General features: G+C 58.1%; 18 protein-coding genes. 17 read left to right on the forward strand and 1 reads right to left on the reverse strand.

The annotated features are described in order from the left end of the window. Positions 1-9 precede the first annotated feature (9 nt). The 4 genes from tgt to secF all read left to right on the forward strand — a co-directional run bounded on the left by tgt (position 10) and on the right by secF (position 4539). The gene (gene tgt / locus RE428_RS10765) at positions 10-1140 is read left to right on the forward strand and encodes a tRNA guanosine(34) transglycosylase Tgt (protein WP_004582012.1); all 1131 of its coding nucleotides are present in this window, start codon (positions 10-12) and stop codon (positions 1138-1140) included. A gap of 59 nt (positions 1141-1199) precedes the next feature. Then, a complete protein-coding gene (yajC, locus tag RE428_RS10770) occupies positions 1200-1565 on the forward strand; it encodes a preprotein translocase subunit YajC (RefSeq protein ID WP_004582013.1) in 366 nt (121 codons plus the stop codon). A gap of 147 nt (positions 1566-1712) precedes the next feature. After that, positions 1713-3593, forward strand: coding sequence for a protein translocase subunit SecD (gene secD / locus RE428_RS10775; protein ID WP_040883438.1), 1881 nt, complete (start codon positions 1713-1715; stop codon positions 3591-3593). After that, positions 3586-4539, forward strand: coding sequence for a protein translocase subunit SecF (gene secF, locus RE428_RS10780; RefSeq protein WP_004582015.1), 954 nt, complete (start codon positions 3586-3588; stop codon positions 4537-4539). Before secD ends, secF begins: the two co-directional genes overlap by 8 nt. A gap of 148 nt (positions 4540-4687) precedes the next feature. On the opposite strand, the gene RE428_RS10785 is transcribed toward secF, so the two are convergent. Continuing rightward, entirely contained in the window at positions 4688-5488 is an 801-nt protein-coding gene (locus RE428_RS10785; RefSeq protein ID WP_040883440.1) for an inositol monophosphatase family protein, read from the reverse strand. Between the two features lie 193 nt (positions 5489-5681). Here RE428_RS10785 and trmJ point away from each other — a divergent pair, with 193 nt between their 5' ends. The 13 genes from trmJ (at position 5682) to der (ending at position 18767) form a co-directional block, all read left to right on the forward strand. Continuing rightward, positions 5682-6494 carry a tRNA (cytosine(32)/uridine(32)-2'-O)-methyltransferase TrmJ gene (trmJ, locus tag RE428_RS10790; protein ID WP_004582017.1) on the forward strand — a complete coding sequence of 271 codons (813 nt, stop codon included), beginning with the start codon at positions 5682-5684 and terminating at the stop codon, positions 6492-6494. 3 nt (positions 6495-6497) lie between these two features. Further along, positions 6498-7262, forward strand: a complete 765-nt coding sequence (gene cysE / locus RE428_RS10795) for a serine O-acetyltransferase (RefSeq protein WP_004582018.1) — start codon at positions 6498-6500, stop codon at positions 7260-7262. A gap of 132 nt (positions 7263-7394) precedes the next feature. Beyond that, a complete protein-coding gene (gene iscR / locus RE428_RS10800) occupies positions 7395-7880 on the forward strand; it encodes a Fe-S cluster assembly transcriptional regulator IscR (RefSeq protein ID WP_004582019.1) in 486 nt (161 codons plus the stop codon). Positions 7881-7999: 119 nt separating this feature from the next. Further along, positions 8000-9169 (forward strand): IscS subfamily cysteine desulfurase, encoded by a 1170-nt coding sequence (locus RE428_RS10805; protein ID WP_004582020.1) that lies wholly within the window; start codon positions 8000-8002, stop codon positions 9167-9169. A 93-nt stretch (positions 9170-9262) separates the two neighbouring features. Further along, positions 9263-9691, forward strand: a complete 429-nt coding sequence (gene ndk / locus RE428_RS10810; protein WP_004582021.1) for a nucleoside-diphosphate kinase — start codon at positions 9263-9265, stop codon at positions 9689-9691. A 63-nt stretch (positions 9692-9754) separates the two neighbouring features. Then, a complete protein-coding gene (gene rlmN / locus RE428_RS10815) occupies positions 9755-10867 on the forward strand; it encodes a dual-specificity RNA methyltransferase RlmN (RefSeq protein WP_004582022.1) in 1113 nt (370 codons plus the stop codon). 52 nt (positions 10868-10919) lie between these two features. After that, entirely contained in the window at positions 10920-11723 is an 804-nt protein-coding gene (gene pilW, locus RE428_RS10820; RefSeq protein ID WP_004582023.1) for a type IV pilus biogenesis/stability protein PilW, read from the forward strand. After that, the gene (locus RE428_RS10825) at positions 11716-12888 is read left to right on the forward strand and encodes a RodZ domain-containing protein (protein WP_004582024.1); all 1173 of its coding nucleotides are present in this window, start codon (positions 11716-11718) and stop codon (positions 12886-12888) included. Before pilW ends, RE428_RS10825 begins: the two co-directional genes overlap by 8 nt. A gap of 24 nt (positions 12889-12912) precedes the next feature. Continuing rightward, positions 12913-14031 (forward strand): flavodoxin-dependent (E)-4-hydroxy-3-methylbut-2-enyl-diphosphate synthase, encoded by a 1119-nt coding sequence (ispG, locus tag RE428_RS10830; protein ID WP_004582025.1) that lies wholly within the window; start codon positions 12913-12915, stop codon positions 14029-14031. 134 nt (positions 14032-14165) lie between these two features. Continuing rightward, positions 14166-15416, forward strand: coding sequence for a histidine--tRNA ligase (hisS, locus tag RE428_RS10835; protein ID WP_004582026.1), 1251 nt, complete (start codon positions 14166-14168; stop codon positions 15414-15416). A gap of 49 nt (positions 15417-15465) precedes the next feature. Beyond that, entirely contained in the window at positions 15466-16116 is a 651-nt protein-coding gene (locus RE428_RS10840; protein ID WP_004582027.1) for a YfgM family protein, read from the forward strand. Next, positions 16116-17279, forward strand: a complete 1164-nt coding sequence (gene bamB, locus RE428_RS10845; protein ID WP_004582028.1) for an outer membrane protein assembly factor BamB — start codon at positions 16116-16118, stop codon at positions 17277-17279. The genes RE428_RS10840 and bamB overlap by 1 nt, the downstream gene beginning before the upstream one ends. A gap of 69 nt (positions 17280-17348) precedes the next feature. Then, positions 17349-18767, forward strand: coding sequence for a ribosome biogenesis GTPase Der (der, locus tag RE428_RS10850; RefSeq protein WP_004582029.1), 1419 nt, complete (start codon positions 17349-17351; stop codon positions 18765-18767). Positions 18768-18872: the final 105 nt, after the last annotated feature.

Genomic DNA, 18872 nt, shown 5'->3' on the forward strand with positions numbered 1-18872 from the left:
CGTTGTTTCATGTCCTTCAAGACCACAGCCGCCGACGGCAAGGCCCGCCGGGGCACACTCACGTTTCCGCGTGGCGAGGTCCAGACGCCCGCCTTCATGCCCGTCGGCACCTACGGCACGGTCAAGGGAATGCTGCCCCGGGACATCGAAGAGATCGGGGCACAGATCATTCTCGGCAACACCTTCCATCTCATGCTGCGCCCTGGAACAGGCGTCATTAAGGAGCACGGTGACCTGCATGACTTTACCCAATGGCAGGGACCGATCCTGACCGATTCAGGTGGCTTCCAGGTCTTCAGTCTTGGGGAGATGCGAAAGATTACCGAGCAGGGCGTGAACTTTCGCTCTCCGGTCGATGGCTCTCCGGTGGAGTTGTCGCCGGAGATCTCGATGCAGGTCCAGCGCGATCTGGGTTCCGACATCGTCATGATTTTCGACGAGTGTACGCCTTACCCCGCTACAGAGAGACAGGCGAAGGATTCGATGGAAATGTCGCTGCGCTGGGCAAAGCGTAGTAAGGACGCCCATGGCGATAGCCCTTCGGCGTTGTTCGGCATCGTTCAGGGCGGAATGTATCCCCACCTGCGTGACCGTTCGCTTGAGGGGCTGGTGGATATCGGCTTCGACGGTTATGCCATTGGCGGGCTTTCCGTCGGCGAACCCAAGGAAGATATGATCCGAATCCTCGATCATCTCCCCCCGCGCATGCCGGCTGACCGGCCGCGTTACCTGATGGGGGTTGGCAAGCCCGAAGACATCGTCGAGGCTGTTCGCCGGGGTGTTGATATGTTCGACTGCGTCATGCCGACTCGTAATGCCCGTAATGGCCATCTGTTCACGTCGGAAGGCGTGGTGAAGATCCGCAACGCCAAGCATCGCAACGATACCGGTCCGCTGGATGAACAGTGCGACTGCTATACCTGCCAGCACTTTTCCCGGGGTTACCTGCACCATCTGGACCGGTGCGGTGAAATGCTCGGTTCCCAGCTCAATACCATCCATAACCTGAGGTATTATCAGAACCTGATGGCTGGATTGCGTGGGGCCATTGAAGCAGGTACATTGTCGGACTTTATCGAACAGTTCTACGCACGTCGGGGACAGCCTGTGCCGGCCATGAGCGCCGGGTCTGAAGCCTGATGGGCGAGCCTGCCGAAAATCGGCGGGCAAACGATTTCAATCAATAACGGAGTACACGAATGAAAGCTTTGCTTAATGCGCTTGTTGTCGGCCTCGCAGCACTCCCGGCGATGGCGTTTGCGCAGGATCCTGCTGCAGGCCAGGGCATGGGCGTTATCGGCCAGATTATCTTCTTTGCCGGCTTCATCCTGATTTTCTACCTCCTGATCTGGCGTCCGCAGTCCAAGCGTGCCAAGGAACACAAGAACCTGATGGCTGGTCTGAACAAGGGCGATGAAGTCGTGACCTCCGGCGGTATTGCGGGTCGCATCACTAAGGTGACCGACGATTTTATCGTCATCGAGGTGGCTGATAACGTCGAAGTCAAAGTCCAGAAGGTCGCCGTGGCCACCGCGCTGCCGAAAGGCACCCTGAAAGACATCTGAACCTTCCCGAGGGGCACGCACGTGCCCCTCGTTACATTGGGCCCCGGTGCCCCCCGGGCCTGATAACGGCGCGGTCGACAATGTCCCGGCTGCGGCAGGTATCAAAGAATGACACAGGGCTGGCTCCGTCCAGCAGACAAGGCTTCCATGCTCAATAAATTCCCGCTCTGGAAAAATATCGTGATTCTGGTCGCGGTCGTGATCGGATTCATCTACGCATTACCCAATCTGTACCCCGACGACTACGCCATCCAGATCACCGGTGCCCGCAGTAGCACTGTTGTTGACGAAACCACGCTGAGTCGCGCGGTGGACGCACTGCAGGCGCAGGACATTACCGTCAAGGATGCGTCCCTGAACCCGCCTGACGCGCTGATTCGCGTGACCAGTGCGGAGGCGCAGCTCAAGGCTCGCCCGATCGTTCAGGAAGCGCTCGGCCGCGAGTATCTCGTTGCCCTCAATATGGCGCCGACCACGCCGGAATGGCTGCGCAGTATCGGCGCCGGTCCGATGAAATTGGGTCTGGATTTGCGCGGTGGTGTGCACTTCCTGCTGGAAGTGGATATGGAAAGCGCGGTGCAGAAACGCCTGGAAGTCTTTGCCAGCGAGATGAAGCGTGAGCTCCGGGAAGAGCGCATCCGTTATCGTGGTGGCGATGTGGGCGAGGGGAATACCGTTGAGCTTACGTTCCGCGACGAATCCTCCCGGGATGAGGCCTTTGATCTGATCCGCGGCCAGTACAATCAGTTCCTGCTCGACGAGACTGAAGGCGAAGATGGACAGCCCCAGCTGGTGTTGACGCTTTCGGAGCAGGAAATTGCACAGATCGAAGACTATGCGCTGCAGCAGAACCTGACGACTATCCGTAACCGGGTCAACGAGTTGGGTGTTGCCGAGCCGTTGGTGCAGCGGCAGGGGCGCGACCGTATCGTCGTTGAACTGCCCGGTGTTCAGGACACTGCCCAGGCCAAGCGGGTCCTGGGGGCAACGGCAAACCTGGAGTTCCGTCTGGAAGCGCGTCAGGACGCGCCGACCAGCGCTACCGAGGTTTATCCGTTCCGAGACAATCGAGATCGTACGGCCCGCCTGGAGCAGGAAATCATCGTTACCGGTGAAAACGTGGCCAACGCCCAACAGGCGTTCGACGAGAACGGCCAGCCCCAGGTCAACATCACCATGGACAGCACCGGTGGCGATATGATGACCCGCGCCACGCGTGATGCGATCAAGCGCCGCATGGCCGTACTGTTTATCGAATACCGCACCGAGACCGTGGAGAAGCGTGTCGACGGTGAAATGCAGGAAGTCGAAGAGCGCAAGGTCGATCGCAGCATTATCAGTCTCGCGACCATCCAGTCGACGTTAGGCAGCTCCTTCCGTATCACCGGACTGGATTCCACCGCGGAAGCTGCCGAACTGGCGCTGCTGCTCAGGGCGGGCTCGCTCGCCGCGCCGATGTACTTTGTCCAGGAGCGCACGATCGGGCCGAGCCTGGGGCAGAAGAACATCGATGCGGGCGTAATGTCGGTGACCGTCGGTTTCGCCCTGGTTCTGCTCTACATGCTGGCCTATTACCGGTTCTTTGGTCTCGTGGCGAACATCGCGTTGACGATCAACCTGATGTTGCTGGTGGCGTGTATGTCGATCCTGTCGGCTACGCTGACCTTGCCGGGCATCGCCGGTATCGTACTGACCGTCGGGATGGCGGTGGATGCCAACGTGCTCATATTCGAGCGAATAAAGGAAGAGTTGAGGTTGGGCGTGCCGCCGCAGAGCGCTATCAATGCCGGCTTCTCCCGCGCCTTTGTATCGATATTCGATGCCAACATTACCACCTTGCTGGTGGCGATTATCCTGTTCGCGATGGGTTCCGGACCGGTGAAGGGGTTCGCTGTCACGCTCTGCATCGGCATCCTGACGTCCATGTTTACGGCGTTGCTGGTTAGCCGGGCCATCATCAATATGATATACGGCGGTCGCAAGGTCGAAAAACTCGCGATCGGCGGGGGGAAGCTTGCCAATGGCTAAACTGACCGAAAAAACCATTAACTTTATGGGCATCCGGCGCATTGCGTCGGTGATATCCCTGGCATCCGTCGCTCTCTCGATCGTGATCCTGGCTGTGAACGGATTGAATCTCGGGTTGGACTTTACCGGTGGAACGTCCGTCGAGTTTTCATATGAGCAGGCGCCTTCGCTGGATGAGGTTCGCCAGACGCTGGAAGAGGCAGGGTACGAAGAGTTCGTCGTGCAGAATTTTGGTGAGGAGACGTCGGTTCTCGTTCGCCTGCGCCAGGATTTCGATGACGAACTGGCGACTCGCATGACAGACGATCTTCGCGCCACGGGCGACAATCTGGAAATGGTGCGCGCTGAATTCGTGGGCTCCCAGGTTGGCGACCAGCTCAAGGAAGACAGCGGTCTTGGACTTCTGCTTGCGCTGTTCGTCGTGCTGATCTACGTCGGTATGCGTTTCCAGTTCAAGTTCGGTGTGGCCTCGGTGCTGCCTCTGGCGCACGACGTTCTTGTCGTCCTTGGTATTTTTTCTCTGTTCCAGTGGACGTTCGACCTGAGTGTGCTGGCGGCATTGCTGGCGGTTATCGGCTACTCGCTGAACGATACGATTATCGTCTCTGACCGCATTCGGGAGAACTTCCGCAAGCTACGTACAGGGACCACCGAAGAAGTGGTCAACCATTCCATCACCGAGACCCTGAGCCGGACATTGAACACCTCGGGTACGACGCTGGTGGTGCTGTTGTCGCTGTATTTTCTGGGCGGGGAGGCGATTCACAATTTCGCGGTAGCCCTGCTGATCGGTATCATCGTGGGTACCTATTCGTCTATTTACGTCTCTGCCAACCTGCTGATCCTGCTGGGCGTGACCCGTGACGATCTGATCGTTCCGCCGAAGGAAGGGGCCGCGGGGCAGGAAGAGGATGAGCGGCCGCCGGAATGGCTGAACCGTATGTAGATGTCAGTGGTTGCAGGCTGGCCTTGAGGTTTAAGTAGTTCGCTTTCAAGGCTGGTTATCCGCGCATTAAAAAAGGCCGCTTTGCGGCCTTTTTCGTGTCCGTTGTCCCGTACTGAAGAAGAGTAACCCGGCACGGGGAAGTGGACGATTACCGGGGTAGGTGCCCGCGGAAGGGGTGCAGGGTTTTCAGTACATCCTTGAACAGCTTGGGGTTGGCAATGACCAGTTGCCGGCTGGTCTGGCTGGACGGGTTGCCGGAGAAATCCCCGGACAGTCCACCGGATTCATGGGTAAGGAGCAGGCCCAGGGACTGTTCGATTGCAGTCGGTCGGAAAAGGACGACACTATCCAGGTGGCCAGCGCTGGCCCTGGCCATGTCGAGGAGGACGCAGCCGCAGGTTCGGGTTTGGGCTGATTCGCGTGCCAGGGTGCTGACAAGCTCGCCCCATACCAGCGGATCTTCGGTCTCCCGGGTGAATTCCAGGACGTTGGTGGTAATCGTCGCTTTGCCGATCTGCTGGGCGCCATTCATGCGGATGCGGCGACTGTTGAGCGCTGCACCATGGCCCCTGCTGGCGGAGTACTCTTCTCCGGTAATCGGGTTGACCAGCAGCAGGTGTTCAGCACGATTCTGTTTCTTTTGCACCAGCGCCAGCACGAAATCGGGAATGCTTCGCAGGAAGTTGTCGGCGCCGATCAGCGGGAAGATGTGCCAGCTGTGTTCATGGCCGGCCGCATCGATATCGCCCGCCGGTGCGATGTAGTGGTCCTTGTAGGCTTTCTGCAACTGCTCCGAGAAGTTGGCATAGACAGAGGCTTCGGCGCGTTCCAGTTGATTGCGGGCGCCGGCATCGTCCGCGGCGGCAGGATCCTGGCGTTCGAAGTGGGCCTTGAGGTACTCGGAACCCTGGCGCGCGATACGCAGGGCCATCTTGATTGCTGGTTGCATGGAGCTCTCTGTCACCTGGCTGTTCAAAAGGCGCGTATCATAGCAAATCGGTTCCCTGGCTTGTACGTTTTTTGATTTCCCGGCATAGGGGATTACCCCGGTAATACCTTGTAGGCGCGCGATGTCGCGGCGGTTTCTGGTATCATTGCCCGCCTCCGTAATTCCGAAGTCTGCGAGGCACTGGAAAACCACCATGACTGCTCCTGATCCCCACGCCCATATCCGCATTGTCCTGGTCGAAACTTCCCACTCGGGGAATATCGGTGCGGTAGCCCGGGCGATGAAGAATATGGGGCTTGGGAACCTGTGGTTGGTGAATCCGGCGTCTTTTCCGGACGAGGCCTCCTACGCCCGTTCGTCAGGTGCATCGGATGTGCTGGATCGAGCCGTGGTCGTCGATACCCTGGACGAGGCGATTGCGGATTGTGCGCTGGTCATGGGTACCAGCGCCCGCGGCCGTAAGGTGCCCTGGCCGGTGATATCGCCCGCTGACTGCGCCGATCGCGCCGCAGGGCAGGCTGGTGCAGGTGAGGTGGCGCTGGTTTTCGGTCGTGAGAACCACGGCCTCAGCAATGAAGAACTGCAGCGTTGCCACTACCATATCCATATACCTTCTAACCCGGATTACAGTTCGCTCAACCTGGCGATGGCCGTCCAGGTGATCTGTTATGAGTTGCGGATGAATCATCTACGCGCACTCGATGTGGCGGGGGAGGAGACATCGTTGGAGCCGATGCTGCGCCCCGGTGACGTGGGTTGGGATATTCCGCAGGCTTCGGTAAACGATGTCGAAGGTTTCTTTGGCCACCTTGAGCAGGTATTGGTGGATATCGATTTTCATCGTAGGGAAAACCCGAGACAATTGATGACCCGGTTGCGCCGGCTGTTCCAGCGGGCACATCTGGACCAGATGGAGATCAATATTCTGCGGGGCATTCTCACAGCCGTGCAGAAGAGTGCCGGGGCAGGTAAGGGCCGTCCCGAACCACAGCAGGAACAGGAATAGTCTATGTTTGACCGTTTGCGTGAAGATATCGCGAGTGTATTTCACAGGGATCCGGCTGCCCGAAACACGTTCGAGGTGCTGACCAACTATCCCGGCCTTCATGCCCTCCTGTTTTATCGTCTGGCCCACAGTCTCTGGTGTCGCGGCTTCAAATGGCTTGCCCGCACGATCTCGACTGTCGCGCGCTGGCTGACCGGGATCGAAATCCATCCAGGCGCTGTTATCGGTCGCCGCTTCTTCATTGACCATGGCATGGGTGTTGTGATCGGTGAGACGACGGTCATTGGAAATGACGTCACTCTCTATCAGGGGGTGACACTGGGTGGAACCAGTTGGAACAAGGGCAAGCGGCACCCGACACTCGGCGACGGCGTGGTTGTAGGCGCCGGCGCGAAGATTCTTGGGCCTTTCGAAGTCGGTGCCCGAGCCAAGATCGGCTCCAATTCTGTTGTGACCAAGGCCGTACCCGAAGATGCAACGGTGGTTGGTATCCCGGGGCGTGTTATCAAGCGTGACGACTCGGCAGAGGGCGAGAAACGCCGCAAGATGGAAAAGCGCATGGGTTTCGACGCTTACGGTGTAACCGAAGAAATGCCGGATCCGATCGCGCGCTCTGTGCGTAGCCTGCTCGACCACATGCAAGTCGTGGACGATCGCATCGATAATATGTGCAAGGCGCTGAAACGGGTGGATAAGGAGTACCGCAATGGCGCCATGCCCCATATTGACGAAGAGGATTTCGATTGCGTTCGTGACGACAAGGACTGATGCGATTTCACTGTTAACCTATTGCTTCGACTCTATTTTTTGTCGAAAGTGTAATACTTGACTGAAATAGTCGGGCAATTCATACTTTCAGACTGATGTAGTGAATCTTCCGACCGCTCGAGGCAGTGATCCATGAGACTGACCACCAAGGGTCGCTACGCAGTGACTGCGATGCTCGACCTTGCGCTGCATGCCGGAGACGGGCCGGTGAGCCTGGCCGATATTTCGCAGCGCCAGGACATTTCCCTATCTTACCTGGAGCAGCTATTTGCCAAGCTCCGACGACACAAGCTGGTTGTCAGTGTCCGCGGCCCCGGTGGGGGGTATCAGTTGGGGCGTCCTCACGACTCGGTCTTTATTTCGGAGGTCGTCGATGCTGTTAACGAGTCGCTCGATACGACCCGCTGTCAGAACAAAGGCGACTGCCAGAATGGTGAAAAGTGCCTGACTCACCATCTCTGGTCCGATCTCAGTGACCAGATCCATGCATTCCTGAGTGAAATCAGCTTGGCCGACCTGATGCAGAAGCGGGAAATCCAGGTTGTCGCCCACCGGCAGAACCACCGCCAGGCCGAAGCGATCAACACCCGGCGCCTACTGCACGGCGATCCCGTCTGATCGGATTTCATGCGGGCCTCACCCGCCGGGCCGGTTATCGCTCCAACAACCTCGCCTGATCCTAAATGCTGACCTGACCTTGATACCCGAGTTTATTAATACGACAGCGTCTAAACACTATGAAAAAACCAGTCTATCTCGATTATGCCGCAACAACGCCCGTCGACCCGCGTGTCGCAACTCGCCTGGTCGAGCACCTGACATTGGACGGCGTTTTCGGCAATCCGGCCTCGCGATCTCACGGTTATGGCTGGCAGGCAGAAGCGGCGGTCGAGGGTGCTCGGCGCCAGGTGGCCGACCTGATCGGCTGCGACCCGCGGGAGATCGTCTGGACGTCCGGCGCGACCGAGTCGGACAACCTGGCAATCAAGGGCGTGGTCTCACGGTTTCCCGGGGGGCACGTCATTACATCTGAAATCGAGCACAAGGCCGTGCTCGACACCTGCGCCTGGCTCGAAACCCAAGGCATGCGGGTGACCTACCTTGCGCCGGACGTTCACGGACAGATTACCGTAGAGCAGGTAGCATCTGCCCTTGAGGAAGATACCTGTCTTGTCAGTCTGATGTGGGTGAACAATGAGCTGGGTGTCATCACCGACGTCCCCGCAATAGGCGGGTTGTTGCGTGAGAAGGGTGTCCTGTTTCACGTAGACGCGGCCCAGGCGGCCGGCAAGCTACCCATCGACCTGTCTCGGGTGCAGGTGGATCTGCTTTCGCTCTCGGCGCACAAGGTTTATGGTCCCAAGGGTATTGGAGCGCTCTATGTGCGTCGAGATCCCAGTGTACGAATTGATGCGCAGATCCACGGAGGTGGACATGAGCGTGGTATGCGTTCCGGTACCCTCGCCACCCATCAGATTGTCGGTATGGGCGAGGCGTTCCGGATCGCTGGCGAAGAAATCGAGGAAGAGCGCGAACGTCTGTTTGGGTTACGTGAACGCTTTCTGGGCGCGGTCCTCGCCATCGACGGTGTGTTCCTCAATGGTCATGCGGAACTCACCGCACCTGGTATTGTCAATTTGAGCTTTGAAGGCGTGGACGGCGAGTCGTTGATGCTGGGGCTGCGTGAATTGGCGGTATCTTCCGGCTCGGCCTGCGCATCGGCCTCTCTGGAACCCTCTTATGTGCTCAGGGCGTTGGGCGTCAGCGACGAACTGGCTCACAGTGCGCTGCGTTTCTCCTTCGGCCGGTTTACCACCGAAGAGGAAGTGGACTTCGCCGCGTCCGAGATCGCCACTGTGCTGGAGCGCCTTCGGGAGCTGAATCGGTCCCGTTCCGGGGTCAGGTAGGCAGTGGCCGGCTTCCCGCGTATAATCGCCGTCTAGTTTTTCTACCTTGGTTTTTTAGCCAACAGGATTTCCTTAACCAACTGGAGATTTAGCATGTCTATCGAGCGCACGCTCTCTATCGTCAAGCCGGACGCCGTAGCCAAGAACGTCATTGGCGAGATCTATTCCCGCTTCGAGAAAGGTGGTTTGAGCATCGTTGCTGCAAAGATGATGCACCTGACTCAGGAGCAGGCCGAAGGTTTCTACGCAGAGCACAAGGAGCGTCCCTTCTTCGCGGACCTAGTCGCGTTCATGACATCCGGCCCGGTTGTGGTACAGGTACTTGAAGGCGAAGGGGCCATCAAGAAGAACCGTGACCTGATGGGTGCCACCAACCCGAAAGAAGCCGAAGCAGGCACCATTCGTGCAGACTTTGCTTCATCCATCGATGCGAACGCGGTTCACGGCTCCGATTCCGCCGAGTCGGCCGAGCGCGAAATCGCGTACTTCTTCAACGACAACGAGATCTGCCCGCGCGGCTGATCTTGCCAGGGGCGGGGAGGTTGACTCCCCGTCCCGACGGGTTATCTGATCGAGGTTATTGCCATGACATCGCCAAACGAAAAAACCAACCTTCTGGGTCTGCCCAAGGCCAAGCTGGAGGCTTTTTTCGAATCCATGGGCGAAAAGAAATTTCGGGCTAAGCAGATCCTGCAATGGATCCATCAGCACGGAGTGGATGACTTCGATCAAATGACTAACGTCAGCAAGGCGTTACGCGACAAACTTAAACAAGTTGCTGAAGTTCGCGGTCCCGATGTTATTTATGATGAGACGTCGAAGGATGGTACCCGTAAGTGGATCATGCGGATGGATAGCGGCAATAGCGTCGAGACTGTCCTGATCCCGGACGGTCAGCGCGGTACCCTGTGCGTATCGTCGCAGATCGGTTGCAGCCTGGATTGCACCTTCTGTTCTACTGGCAAACGGGGCTTCAATCGCAACCTGTCCGCCGCCGAAATAATCGGTCAGGTCTGGGTGGCGCGCAGAGCGTTCATGCCGTTTGACAATGTTGCCGATCGGCCGATCACCAACGTTGTCATGATGGGCATGGGGGAGCCGCTCCTCAACTTCGACAACGTGGTCGATGCCATGGACCTGATGATGGAAGACCTGGCTTATGGTATTTCCAAACGTCGGGTGACGCTGAGTACATCAGGTGTGGTGCCGGCCCTCGACCGTCTGGGCGAGGTATCCGACGTTTCTCTCGCGATTTCGCTGCATGCGCCCAACGATCCGCTGCGTAACGAGTTGGTTCCGCTCAACAAGAAGTATCCGATCGCCGAGTTGTTGGCGGCAACTCGCCGCTATCAATCACGCCTTCCCGACAAACGTAAGGTGACCATTGAATATACGGTCATTGCGGGCGTCAACGACAAGCTGGAACACGCCCATCAGTTGGCGGCGCTGCTCAAAGATCTGCCGTGCAAGATCAACCTCATTCCGTTTAATCCATTCCCTGAAAGCGATTTCCGTCGGCCCAAGGCCATGGCGACCCGTCGCTTCCAGTCGATATTGAATGAGGCAGGTTATGTCACCACTGTGCGAACGACACGGGGGGATGATATAGATGCGGCTTGCGGTCAGCTCGTTGGTCAGTTCGAAGACCGCACCCGTCGTAGCGCGCGGTATATTCAGGTGCATAACGTCGCACCATAATGGCGTCCTTGTAGTTCATGAGTCTCTGTTGCGAAGAAAGGATCCGTAAAGCGTGAAATCGTCAAGTAGTACTGTTCTGGTCGCCAGATTGCTTTTGCTTTTCGGCTTACTCTCGCTGGCCGGTTGTGTCACCACGACCAATAGTCCGTTCGCTCGGGAGGCTGACCAACAGAAGGCGGTCAAGAACTACGTTCGGCTCGGGACAGCCTATATAAGCCAGGGTAATTACGACCGCGCCCGCGACCATTTACAACGTGCGCTGCAGATCGACCCGGACAGCCCAGGGGCGCTTTCGGCAATGGGGTTGATCTATCAGCAGGAAGGTGAGGAAGAGCTGGCCGAGCAGTCATTTCGTAAGGCGATCGACAGCGATGGCGGCTACACAAGAGGTCGGCTCTTCTACGGGGCCTTCCTGTATGGTCAGGGACGCTATGGAGACGCTCGAGAGCAGTTCAGCCGGGCGTCGAAAGATACCGATTTCGAAGACCGCGGGGCGATCTTCTACAATCTGGGTCGCACGCAGGACCAGTTGGGCCAGCATGATGCGGCTGTCAAAAGCTACCGTCGCGCCGTCGAACTTACCCGGAATAATGCCAACTACCTGCTAGCGTTGTCCACATCCCTGATAGAGCAGGGAAACTATGACGATGCGCAGCGTTACTATAGCCGTTTGGCGGGCATGATCCAGCGGGATTCGAAGTTGACCCATTCGCCGGACAGTTTGCTGACGGGCCTCAAACTCGCTCATTACTATGGTGATCAGCATCGGGAAGCCAGCCTGGCTTTACTTCTCCGCAACCAATATCCAGAATCAGAACAACTCAAACAGTACAGAGCACTGATTTCGAATGAATAATGATGATGCCCAGAGACCACCGGAAGCGCCAGCGCTGAACGGAGAAGTCGGGAATCAGCTGCGGAAGGCGCGCGAGGCCAAGGGTATGTCCGTTGCCCAGGTGGCGGATGCCCAGCACCTGCGCCCGTCCGTTATCCAGGCGATTGAAGAAGGTCAATACGAGAAGATTGGCAGCGAGCTCTTTCTGAAGGGCTATGTCAGAACCTACGCCGAGCAGGTTGGTCTGAATCCAGCGGAGGTTATCGAGGCGCTGGACTGGGAACTTGAACCCATGCGCCAGCAGGCCGAAGAAGAACGGCATGAGAACCCGCTCGAGAATATAGAACGGCGCAAGCAGAGAAAACGCAGGGTCGCCCGGTGGGTTATGCTCTCTCTCCTTTTGGTTGCAGTCGTTGGTGTGGGTATTCGCCTGCTGGACAGTAACATGCTTCCCATCGGAGATTGGGTAGGCGGTAATCCGCCTGAAACCGTCGACGAACAGAGCGAAGGGCCGGCTACCGACGATTCGTCATCAATGGAGTCTGGTGCCGACGAGGAGCCGGCCCAGGGCCCGGACGAGGACGTGGCTGGCGTTACGAGCGGTGCTGAGGCGCCCGTCAGTCCGGAAGAAGACGTCTCAGCGACGGACAGCGCCACGATGTCGCCTGAGCCCGAAGCTGTCTCCCAGCCGGAAGCTCGATCGGAAGGTCAATTCGAAGAGAGTGCCGCAGTGCCGGCGCAACCGGAAACGCCGTCGACCGAGGCGGAGCCATCCGAGGCTGCGACACCGCAGGAAGAACCGCTGGTGACGTCACCGGTGCAGGATGAACAGAATGAGCAGGCGCAAGGCGCCGATATTGCTGAAGCCCAAGACACAGCATCCGAGACCGAAACTGCCGACGAGGTAACCACTCCCCCGGAAGAACCCGACGCCACGGCTGACGCGGATGTCCTTTCCGCCAATTTTACCGGCGATTGCTGGGTTTCGGTGGAAAATGGAGCGGGGCAGACGGTGATCGCCTCGCTGAAACGTGCCGGTGATAACCTGAGATATGAAGGGCAGGGGCCATTCCGGGTTGTGCTTGGCGCCGCGGACGCGGCGACGTTGAATTTTAATGGTGAGGTTGTCGACCTGTCGCGCTATCCCGCGCCCAATAATCGGGTCGCCCTGACATTGGGAAACTGATCCAGAATACGGTTCCAGGACGCTATGAAACACGAATCTCCGATCAAGAGACGTAAATCCCGCAAGATTCACGTTGGCTCGGTGCCTGTAGGTGGCGACGCGCCGATTGCGGTGCAAAGCATGACTAACACCGAAACTTGCGATGTGAATGCAACAGTGGCACAGATTGAGGCCCTGCAGCAGGCAGGCGCCGATATCGTACGTGTGTCGGTACCGACAATGGATGCGGCGGAAGCCTTTTCGAAGATCCGTCAGCGCGTTTCGGTACCTTTGGTAGCGGATATCCATTTCGACTACAAGATCGCACTCAAGGTGGCCGAATACGGCGTTGACTGTTTGCGCATCAACCCCGGGAATATAGGCCGGGAAGATCGCGTGCGGGCGGTGATCGATGCGGCAAAGGACCGCAACATCCCTATCCGGATCGGCGTCAATGCTGGCTCGCTGGAAAAGGACCTGCAGAAGAAATACGGCGAGCCCACGCCCGAAGCACTGGTCGAGTCGGCGATGCGTCATATCGACATCCTCGATCGCCACGACTTTCAGGACTTCAAGGTCAGTCTGAAGGCCTCCGAGGTGTTCATGACGGTCGCCGCCTATCGCCAGATAGCCTCGCAAATCGAACAGCCCCTGCATCTGGGCATTACCGAAGCGGGGGGCTTCCGGTCTGGCACGGTGAAGTCGTCGATTGGCCTCGGTATGCTGCTGATGGACGGCATTGGGGACACCATCCGTGTTTCGCTGGCAGCCGACCCCGTGCAGGAAATCAAGGTTGGCTACGACATTCTCAAGAGCCTGCGCCTGCGCGCTCGAGGTATCAATTTCGTAGCCTGCCCAAGCTGCTCACGCCAGAATTTTGATGTGATCCAGACCATGAACGACCTGGAAGCCCGTCTCGAGGATGTGAATACCTCCCTGGATGTGGCCATCATCGGCTGTGTGGTCAACGGCCCCGGTGAGGCCAAGGAAGCCGATCTCGGCCTGACCGGCGGTAGCCCGCGCAACCTGCTCTATCTCGATGGGAAGCCCAACCAGAAGCTCGACAACGAGAATTTGGTGGACAGTCTGGAACGCCTCATCCGGGAAGAAGTGGAACGTCGCAAAGAGCGCGAGGCTGCCGTTATTGCCCGGACACACGATTAACCAAGACGGGTTCGGGCTGACCTGATTCATGCTCACTTCCGGCCAGGCTTGTCTGGCCCGGCCAAGTTCCCGCTGTTTTAACCTCAAGTATTCGATTGGAAAGAACCTTGGCAAAAATCAAAGCAATTCGAGGGATGAATGACATCCTGCCGGATCAATCACCGATCTGGCAGCATCTGGAGCGGACGGTAGGGCGCGTACTCCGAGGCTACGGCTACCAAGAGATCCGCATGCCTATCGTCGAGCAGACCGAGCTGTTCAAGCGTTCCATCGGCGAGGTGACCGACATCGTCGAGAAGGAAATGTACACCTTCGACGATCGCAACGGCGATAGCCTCACGCTGCGCCCGGAGGGCACAGCCGGCTGCGTCCGCGCAGGTGAGGAGCATGGGCTGCTCTTTAACCAGACCCGAAAGCTCTGGTATGCCGGTCCGATGTTCCGGCACGAGCGACCGCAGAAGGGACGCTACCGCCAATTCCACCAGATCGGTGTCGAATGCTTCGGGATGAATGGCCCGGATATCGATGCTGAACTCCTGATCATGACGGCCCGACTCTGGAAAGAACTGGGGTTGGGAGAGCATGTTCGCCTGGAAATCAACTCCATCGGCACGTCTGAGTCCCGCAAGGCCTTCCGAGCGGCTTTGGTCGACTACCTCTCCGGATTCCGAGATCAGCTGGACGAAGATAGCAAGCGTCGGCTCGAAACCAATCCGCTGCGCATTCTCGATTCCAAGGTTCCTGAAACGCAGGCGATTCTAAAGGACGCACCGGATCTTGCAGAATTCCTGGATGAGGATTCCCGGGCCCATTTCGTCGGTTTGCAGCAGCGGTTGGACCTGGCGGATGTTCCGTACACCATCAATTCCCGCCTGGTCCGTGGTCTCGACTATTACGGAAAGACCGTATTCGAGTGGGTCACTGAAAGCCTTGGAGCCCAGGGTACAGTCTGTGCCGGCGGTCGTTATGATGGCCTGGTGGAACAGCTTGGCGGTAAATCGACACCGGCAGTGGGCTTTGCCATGGGTATTGAGCGCCTGGTGTTGATGCTGGACACGCTCGGTGTCGTTCCGCAAACCGTCAACAGCGATGCGGATCTCTATGTCATGGGGATGGGGGAGGCCGGAGAAGCCGACGCCTTGCGGGTTTCCGAGATGCTGCGTGATGCCATGCCTGAGCGCATTATCATGACCCATTGCGGTGGGGGTAGCTTCAAGAGCCAGATGAAAAAGGCCGATCGCAGTGGTGCGCGCTTTGGACTGCTTATCGGTGAGGATGAAGTGGCGTCCAGGACGGTGAGCGTCAAACCCCTGCGTAGCGAAGGCGAGCAACGGTCGGTCGACCAGGCTGATCTCGCCGCGACCGTGGCTGAATTGCTGGGCTGATTGATTGGTCCGGAACTAACCGTTTATCGATTTTTACGGGAGACATAACGTGGAACTGCGTACCGAAGAAGAACAAGTTGCAGCGATCAAGGACTGGTGGAAGAAGAATGGCGGCGCATTGCTGATCGGCATCGGTGCAGCCCTGGCCATCGTCTTCGGTTGGCAGGCCTGGCAGAACCACCAGGCCGAAGAGCTGAGCCTCGCGGCTTCCAAGTATCAACAGCTGCTTACTGCGGTTAACCAGCCCGAGAACGAGGAGCAGGAAAAAACGATCGGCTTCGTCGCTAACCAGCTGCAGGACGAGCACGAGGACAGCCCTTACGCAGTCTACGGTACGTTGATACTGGCCTCTCACCAATTTTCCGAGAAGGGCGATCCGCAGGCTGCCGTGGACAGCTACAAGTGGGCACTGGCCCGTGCGCCGGAAGGTGCGCTCAAGACCGTCATCAATCAGCGCCTGGCGCAGGCACAGTTTGCGGCAGAAGAATCTGATGCCGCGTTGGAAACCCTGCGTTCGGTCGAAGATCCAGGCGAATTCAAGGCGCTTTATTCCGAGCTGGAAGGCGATATCCTGCGGGCGCAGGGCGACATGGAAGGCGCGCGTGAGGCCTACCTCGCGGCCCGTGAGGCATCGGGTCCGGCACCGAATCCAATCCTAGAGTTGAAGATGGCCGATATGGCAATTGGGGAGGATGCTTGATGCCCCTGGGCGCACGCCATATTCGATATGTTGTTCTGGGAGCTGGTCTGGCGGGTCTACTTGCCGGATGTAGTTCCAACGACACCTTCGAACAGCCCAATCCGCTTCCGGAAATCGAAAGTACGGTCTGGCTGGAGGAAGTATGGGATACCTCCATCGGCGACGGCCATGACGAGCAACTGCTGTTCCTGCAGCCGGCCCTGTCCGGGGGCGAGTTGTTCGCCGTATCTGCGGATGGCGAACTGGCGTCCCTTAACCCTGAGACTGGCGAGTACAACTGGGAAAGAGATCTCGATCGCCAGGTCATTGCCGGTGTCGGCGCAGACAGTGAAAACCTATACCTGGGAACCCGCGATGGTGCCTTGCTGGCGTTGACACGGGATGGCGAGGGCGATCGTTGGGCCGTTGAGCTGCCCAGTGAAATTCTGGCGCCGCCCCAGTCTAACGGCTCAGTGGTCGTCATCCAGACCATCGATGGCAAGGCTATGGCCTTCGATGTGAAGACTGGCGAGAAGCGTTGGCAATACGATGGCGTGATCCCGGTGTTGAGTTTCCGTGGTAACGCCACGCCGTGGGTTGGGCCGGAAGTCACTTTGGTGGCATTTGCCAGTGGCCAGGTCGTTGCGCTGCTGTCGGAGACGGGCCAGCCGCTCTGGCAGTATGCTGTGGGCGAACCAGCGGGCCGAACAGAGCTGGAGCGCCTGGTTGACGTGGATGCCAGTCCCGTGGTCCGTGACGGCGTGGTTTACGTGACAGGTTACCAGGGGCATGTCGCTGCGGTCGACCTGAGGAGCGGTCAGGAGATCTGGCGGCGCCCGGCCAGCAGTTTCCAGGCGCCCGCGCTGGACTATGGCAATGTCTATATCTCGGGCTCTAACGGCGTCATTACCGCCTACAACCTGTTCAATCGCCAGGAACTGTGGGCACAGGATAGCCTCCAATGGCGCCAGACCACGGGGCTGTTGCCGGTGGAAGGGTATCTGCTGACCGGCGATTTCGAAGGCTATGTCCATATCCTGTCCCAGCTTGATGGCTCCTTACAGGGTCAGAAGCAGATCGACGAGGAAGGACTTCGGGTACCCATGATGCTGAACGACGGTCTGATCTATATTTATGGCAACGGTGGCGAATTGGATGCCTATCGCCTCCAGGAAGCCGAGTAATCCATAGCGGATGCGAAGGATCGTGAATCCGACGCATCCGCGCCCAATACTCCTGATGACGAACGCTCTATGACGCCTGTAATTGCTCTGGTTGGACGGCCCAATGTCGGCAAGTCGACCCTGTTCAACCAGATGACCCGATCCAGGGATGCCCTGGTCGCTGACTTCGCGGGCCTTACCCGGGACCGTAAGTACGGTGAGGGCAATTTTGAGGGCCAGCGTTTTATCGTGATCGATACCGGCGGCCTGAGCGGTGAAGAGCAGGGCATCGATGCAGAAATGGCACGCCAGTCCCTGATGGCGGTGGAAGAGGCGGACATCGTACTCTTCCTCGTCGACGGTCGAGCCGGTCTGACATCCGGTGACGAACTCATTGCCAACCAACTACGCCGTTCGGGCAAGCCGGCGCACCTGGTGGTCAACAAGACCGACGGGCAAGATCCGGATATGGCTGCCGCAGACTTCTATCAATTGGGGTTTGAATCGGTCTACCTGATCGCCGCGTCCCACAACCGCGGAATCCGTTCGATGCTCGAACACCTGCTGCCTGCAGCGGAAGAGGTCGAGGAGGATATTGCCGAGCGCTATCCTGGCATCCGGATCGGCATCGTTGGCCGCCCTAATGTCGGCAAGTCCACCCTGGTGAATCGCATGCTCGGTGAAGAGCGTGTGGTGGTCTACGATATGCCAGGAACCACTCGCGACAGTATCTACATTCCCTACGAACGACTCGGCGAGCAGTACACGCTGATCGATACCGCTGGTGTCAGACGCCGCAAGAGCGTCAAGGAGACCGTGGAAAAGTTCTCAATCATCAAAACCCTCCAGGCCATTGAGGACGCCCATGTGGTGATCCTGGTGATTGACGCGCGAGAAGGGTTGGTGGATCAGGATCTACACCTTATCGGCTTCGTCCTGGATGCGGGTCGCTCGCTTGTCATTGCCGTGAATAAATGGGACGGCATGGACGGTGAGCAGCGGGGCCGGGTCAAGGAGCAGCTCGCACGCCGGCTCGAGTTTATCGACTACGCAGACAAGCATTTTATTTCTGCGCTGCATGGCTCGGGCGTCGGGGTGATGTATGACTCGGTGAAGGTGTGCTACGAATCGGCGATGGCCAAGTGGCCAACCAACCGCCTGACGGCAATCCTCGAGGATGCGCTGACCCAGCACCAGCCGCCGCTGGTGAACGGTCGCCGTATAAAGCTGCGCTATGCCCACCAGGGGGGCTCTAATCCGCCTCTCATTGTGGTGCATGGCAACCAGACCAATGCCTTGCCCGGAGCTTACAAACGCTACCTCGAAAACACCTTCCGGCGAGTGCTGGACGTCCACGGAGCACCTATCCGCTTCGAGTTCCGGTCTGGCGAGAACCCTTATGCCGGAAAGGTGAATCGTCTGACGCCGCGTCAGCAGGCGAAGAAGCGCCGTATGATGCAGCATGTGCGAAAGACGAAGAAGAAGGAGAAGCTTAAGAAGTCGCGCTGATTCCAGTGGTTCGACGATTTAATTCGAACTTAGGGTTAGGACAATAGTTCGGGGCACTCTCAGTGCCCCTCGGCTTTGGGGCAGCCATGGGGCTGCCCTTACGAC

Origin of the sequence: Marinobacter nanhaiticus D15-8W (assembly GCF_036511935.1) — a bacterium.
Taxonomy (GTDB): domain Bacteria; phylum Pseudomonadota; class Gammaproteobacteria; order Pseudomonadales; family Oleiphilaceae; genus Marinobacter_A; species Marinobacter_A nanhaiticus.

Coding starts and splice junctions, on each gene's coding strand:
- tgt (WP_004582012.1), top strand. CDS start 10: ATGTCCTTCAAGACCACAGCCGCCGACGGCAAGGCCCGCCGGGGCACA.
- yajC (WP_004582013.1), top strand. CDS start 1,200: ATGAAAGCTTTGCTTAATGCGCTTGTTGTCGGCCTCGCAGCACTCCCG.
- secD (WP_040883438.1), top strand. CDS start 1,713: ATGCTCAATAAATTCCCGCTCTGGAAAAATATCGTGATTCTGGTCGCG.
- secF (WP_004582015.1), top strand. CDS start 3,586: ATGGCTAAACTGACCGAAAAAACCATTAACTTTATGGGCATCCGGCGC.
- RE428_RS10785 (WP_040883440.1), bottom strand. CDS start 5,488: ATGCAACCAGCAATCAAGATGGCCCTGCGTATCGCGCGCCAGGGTTCC.
- trmJ (WP_004582017.1), top strand. CDS start 5,682: ATGACTGCTCCTGATCCCCACGCCCATATCCGCATTGTCCTGGTCGAA.
- cysE (WP_004582018.1), top strand. CDS start 6,498: ATGTTTGACCGTTTGCGTGAAGATATCGCGAGTGTATTTCACAGGGAT.
- iscR (WP_004582019.1), top strand. CDS start 7,395: ATGAGACTGACCACCAAGGGTCGCTACGCAGTGACTGCGATGCTCGAC.
- RE428_RS10805 (WP_004582020.1), top strand. CDS start 8,000: ATGAAAAAACCAGTCTATCTCGATTATGCCGCAACAACGCCCGTCGAC.
- ndk (WP_004582021.1), top strand. CDS start 9,263: ATGTCTATCGAGCGCACGCTCTCTATCGTCAAGCCGGACGCCGTAGCC.
- rlmN (WP_004582022.1), top strand. CDS start 9,755: ATGACATCGCCAAACGAAAAAACCAACCTTCTGGGTCTGCCCAAGGCC.
- RE428_RS10825 (WP_004582024.1), top strand. CDS start 11,716: ATGAATAATGATGATGCCCAGAGACCACCGGAAGCGCCAGCGCTGAAC.
- ispG (WP_004582025.1), top strand. CDS start 12,913: ATGAAACACGAATCTCCGATCAAGAGACGTAAATCCCGCAAGATTCAC.
- hisS (WP_004582026.1), top strand. CDS start 14,166: ATGAATGACATCCTGCCGGATCAATCACCGATCTGGCAGCATCTGGAG.
- bamB (WP_004582028.1), top strand. CDS start 16,116: ATGCCCCTGGGCGCACGCCATATTCGATATGTTGTTCTGGGAGCTGGT.
- der (WP_004582029.1), top strand. CDS start 17,349: ATGACGCCTGTAATTGCTCTGGTTGGACGGCCCAATGTCGGCAAGTCG.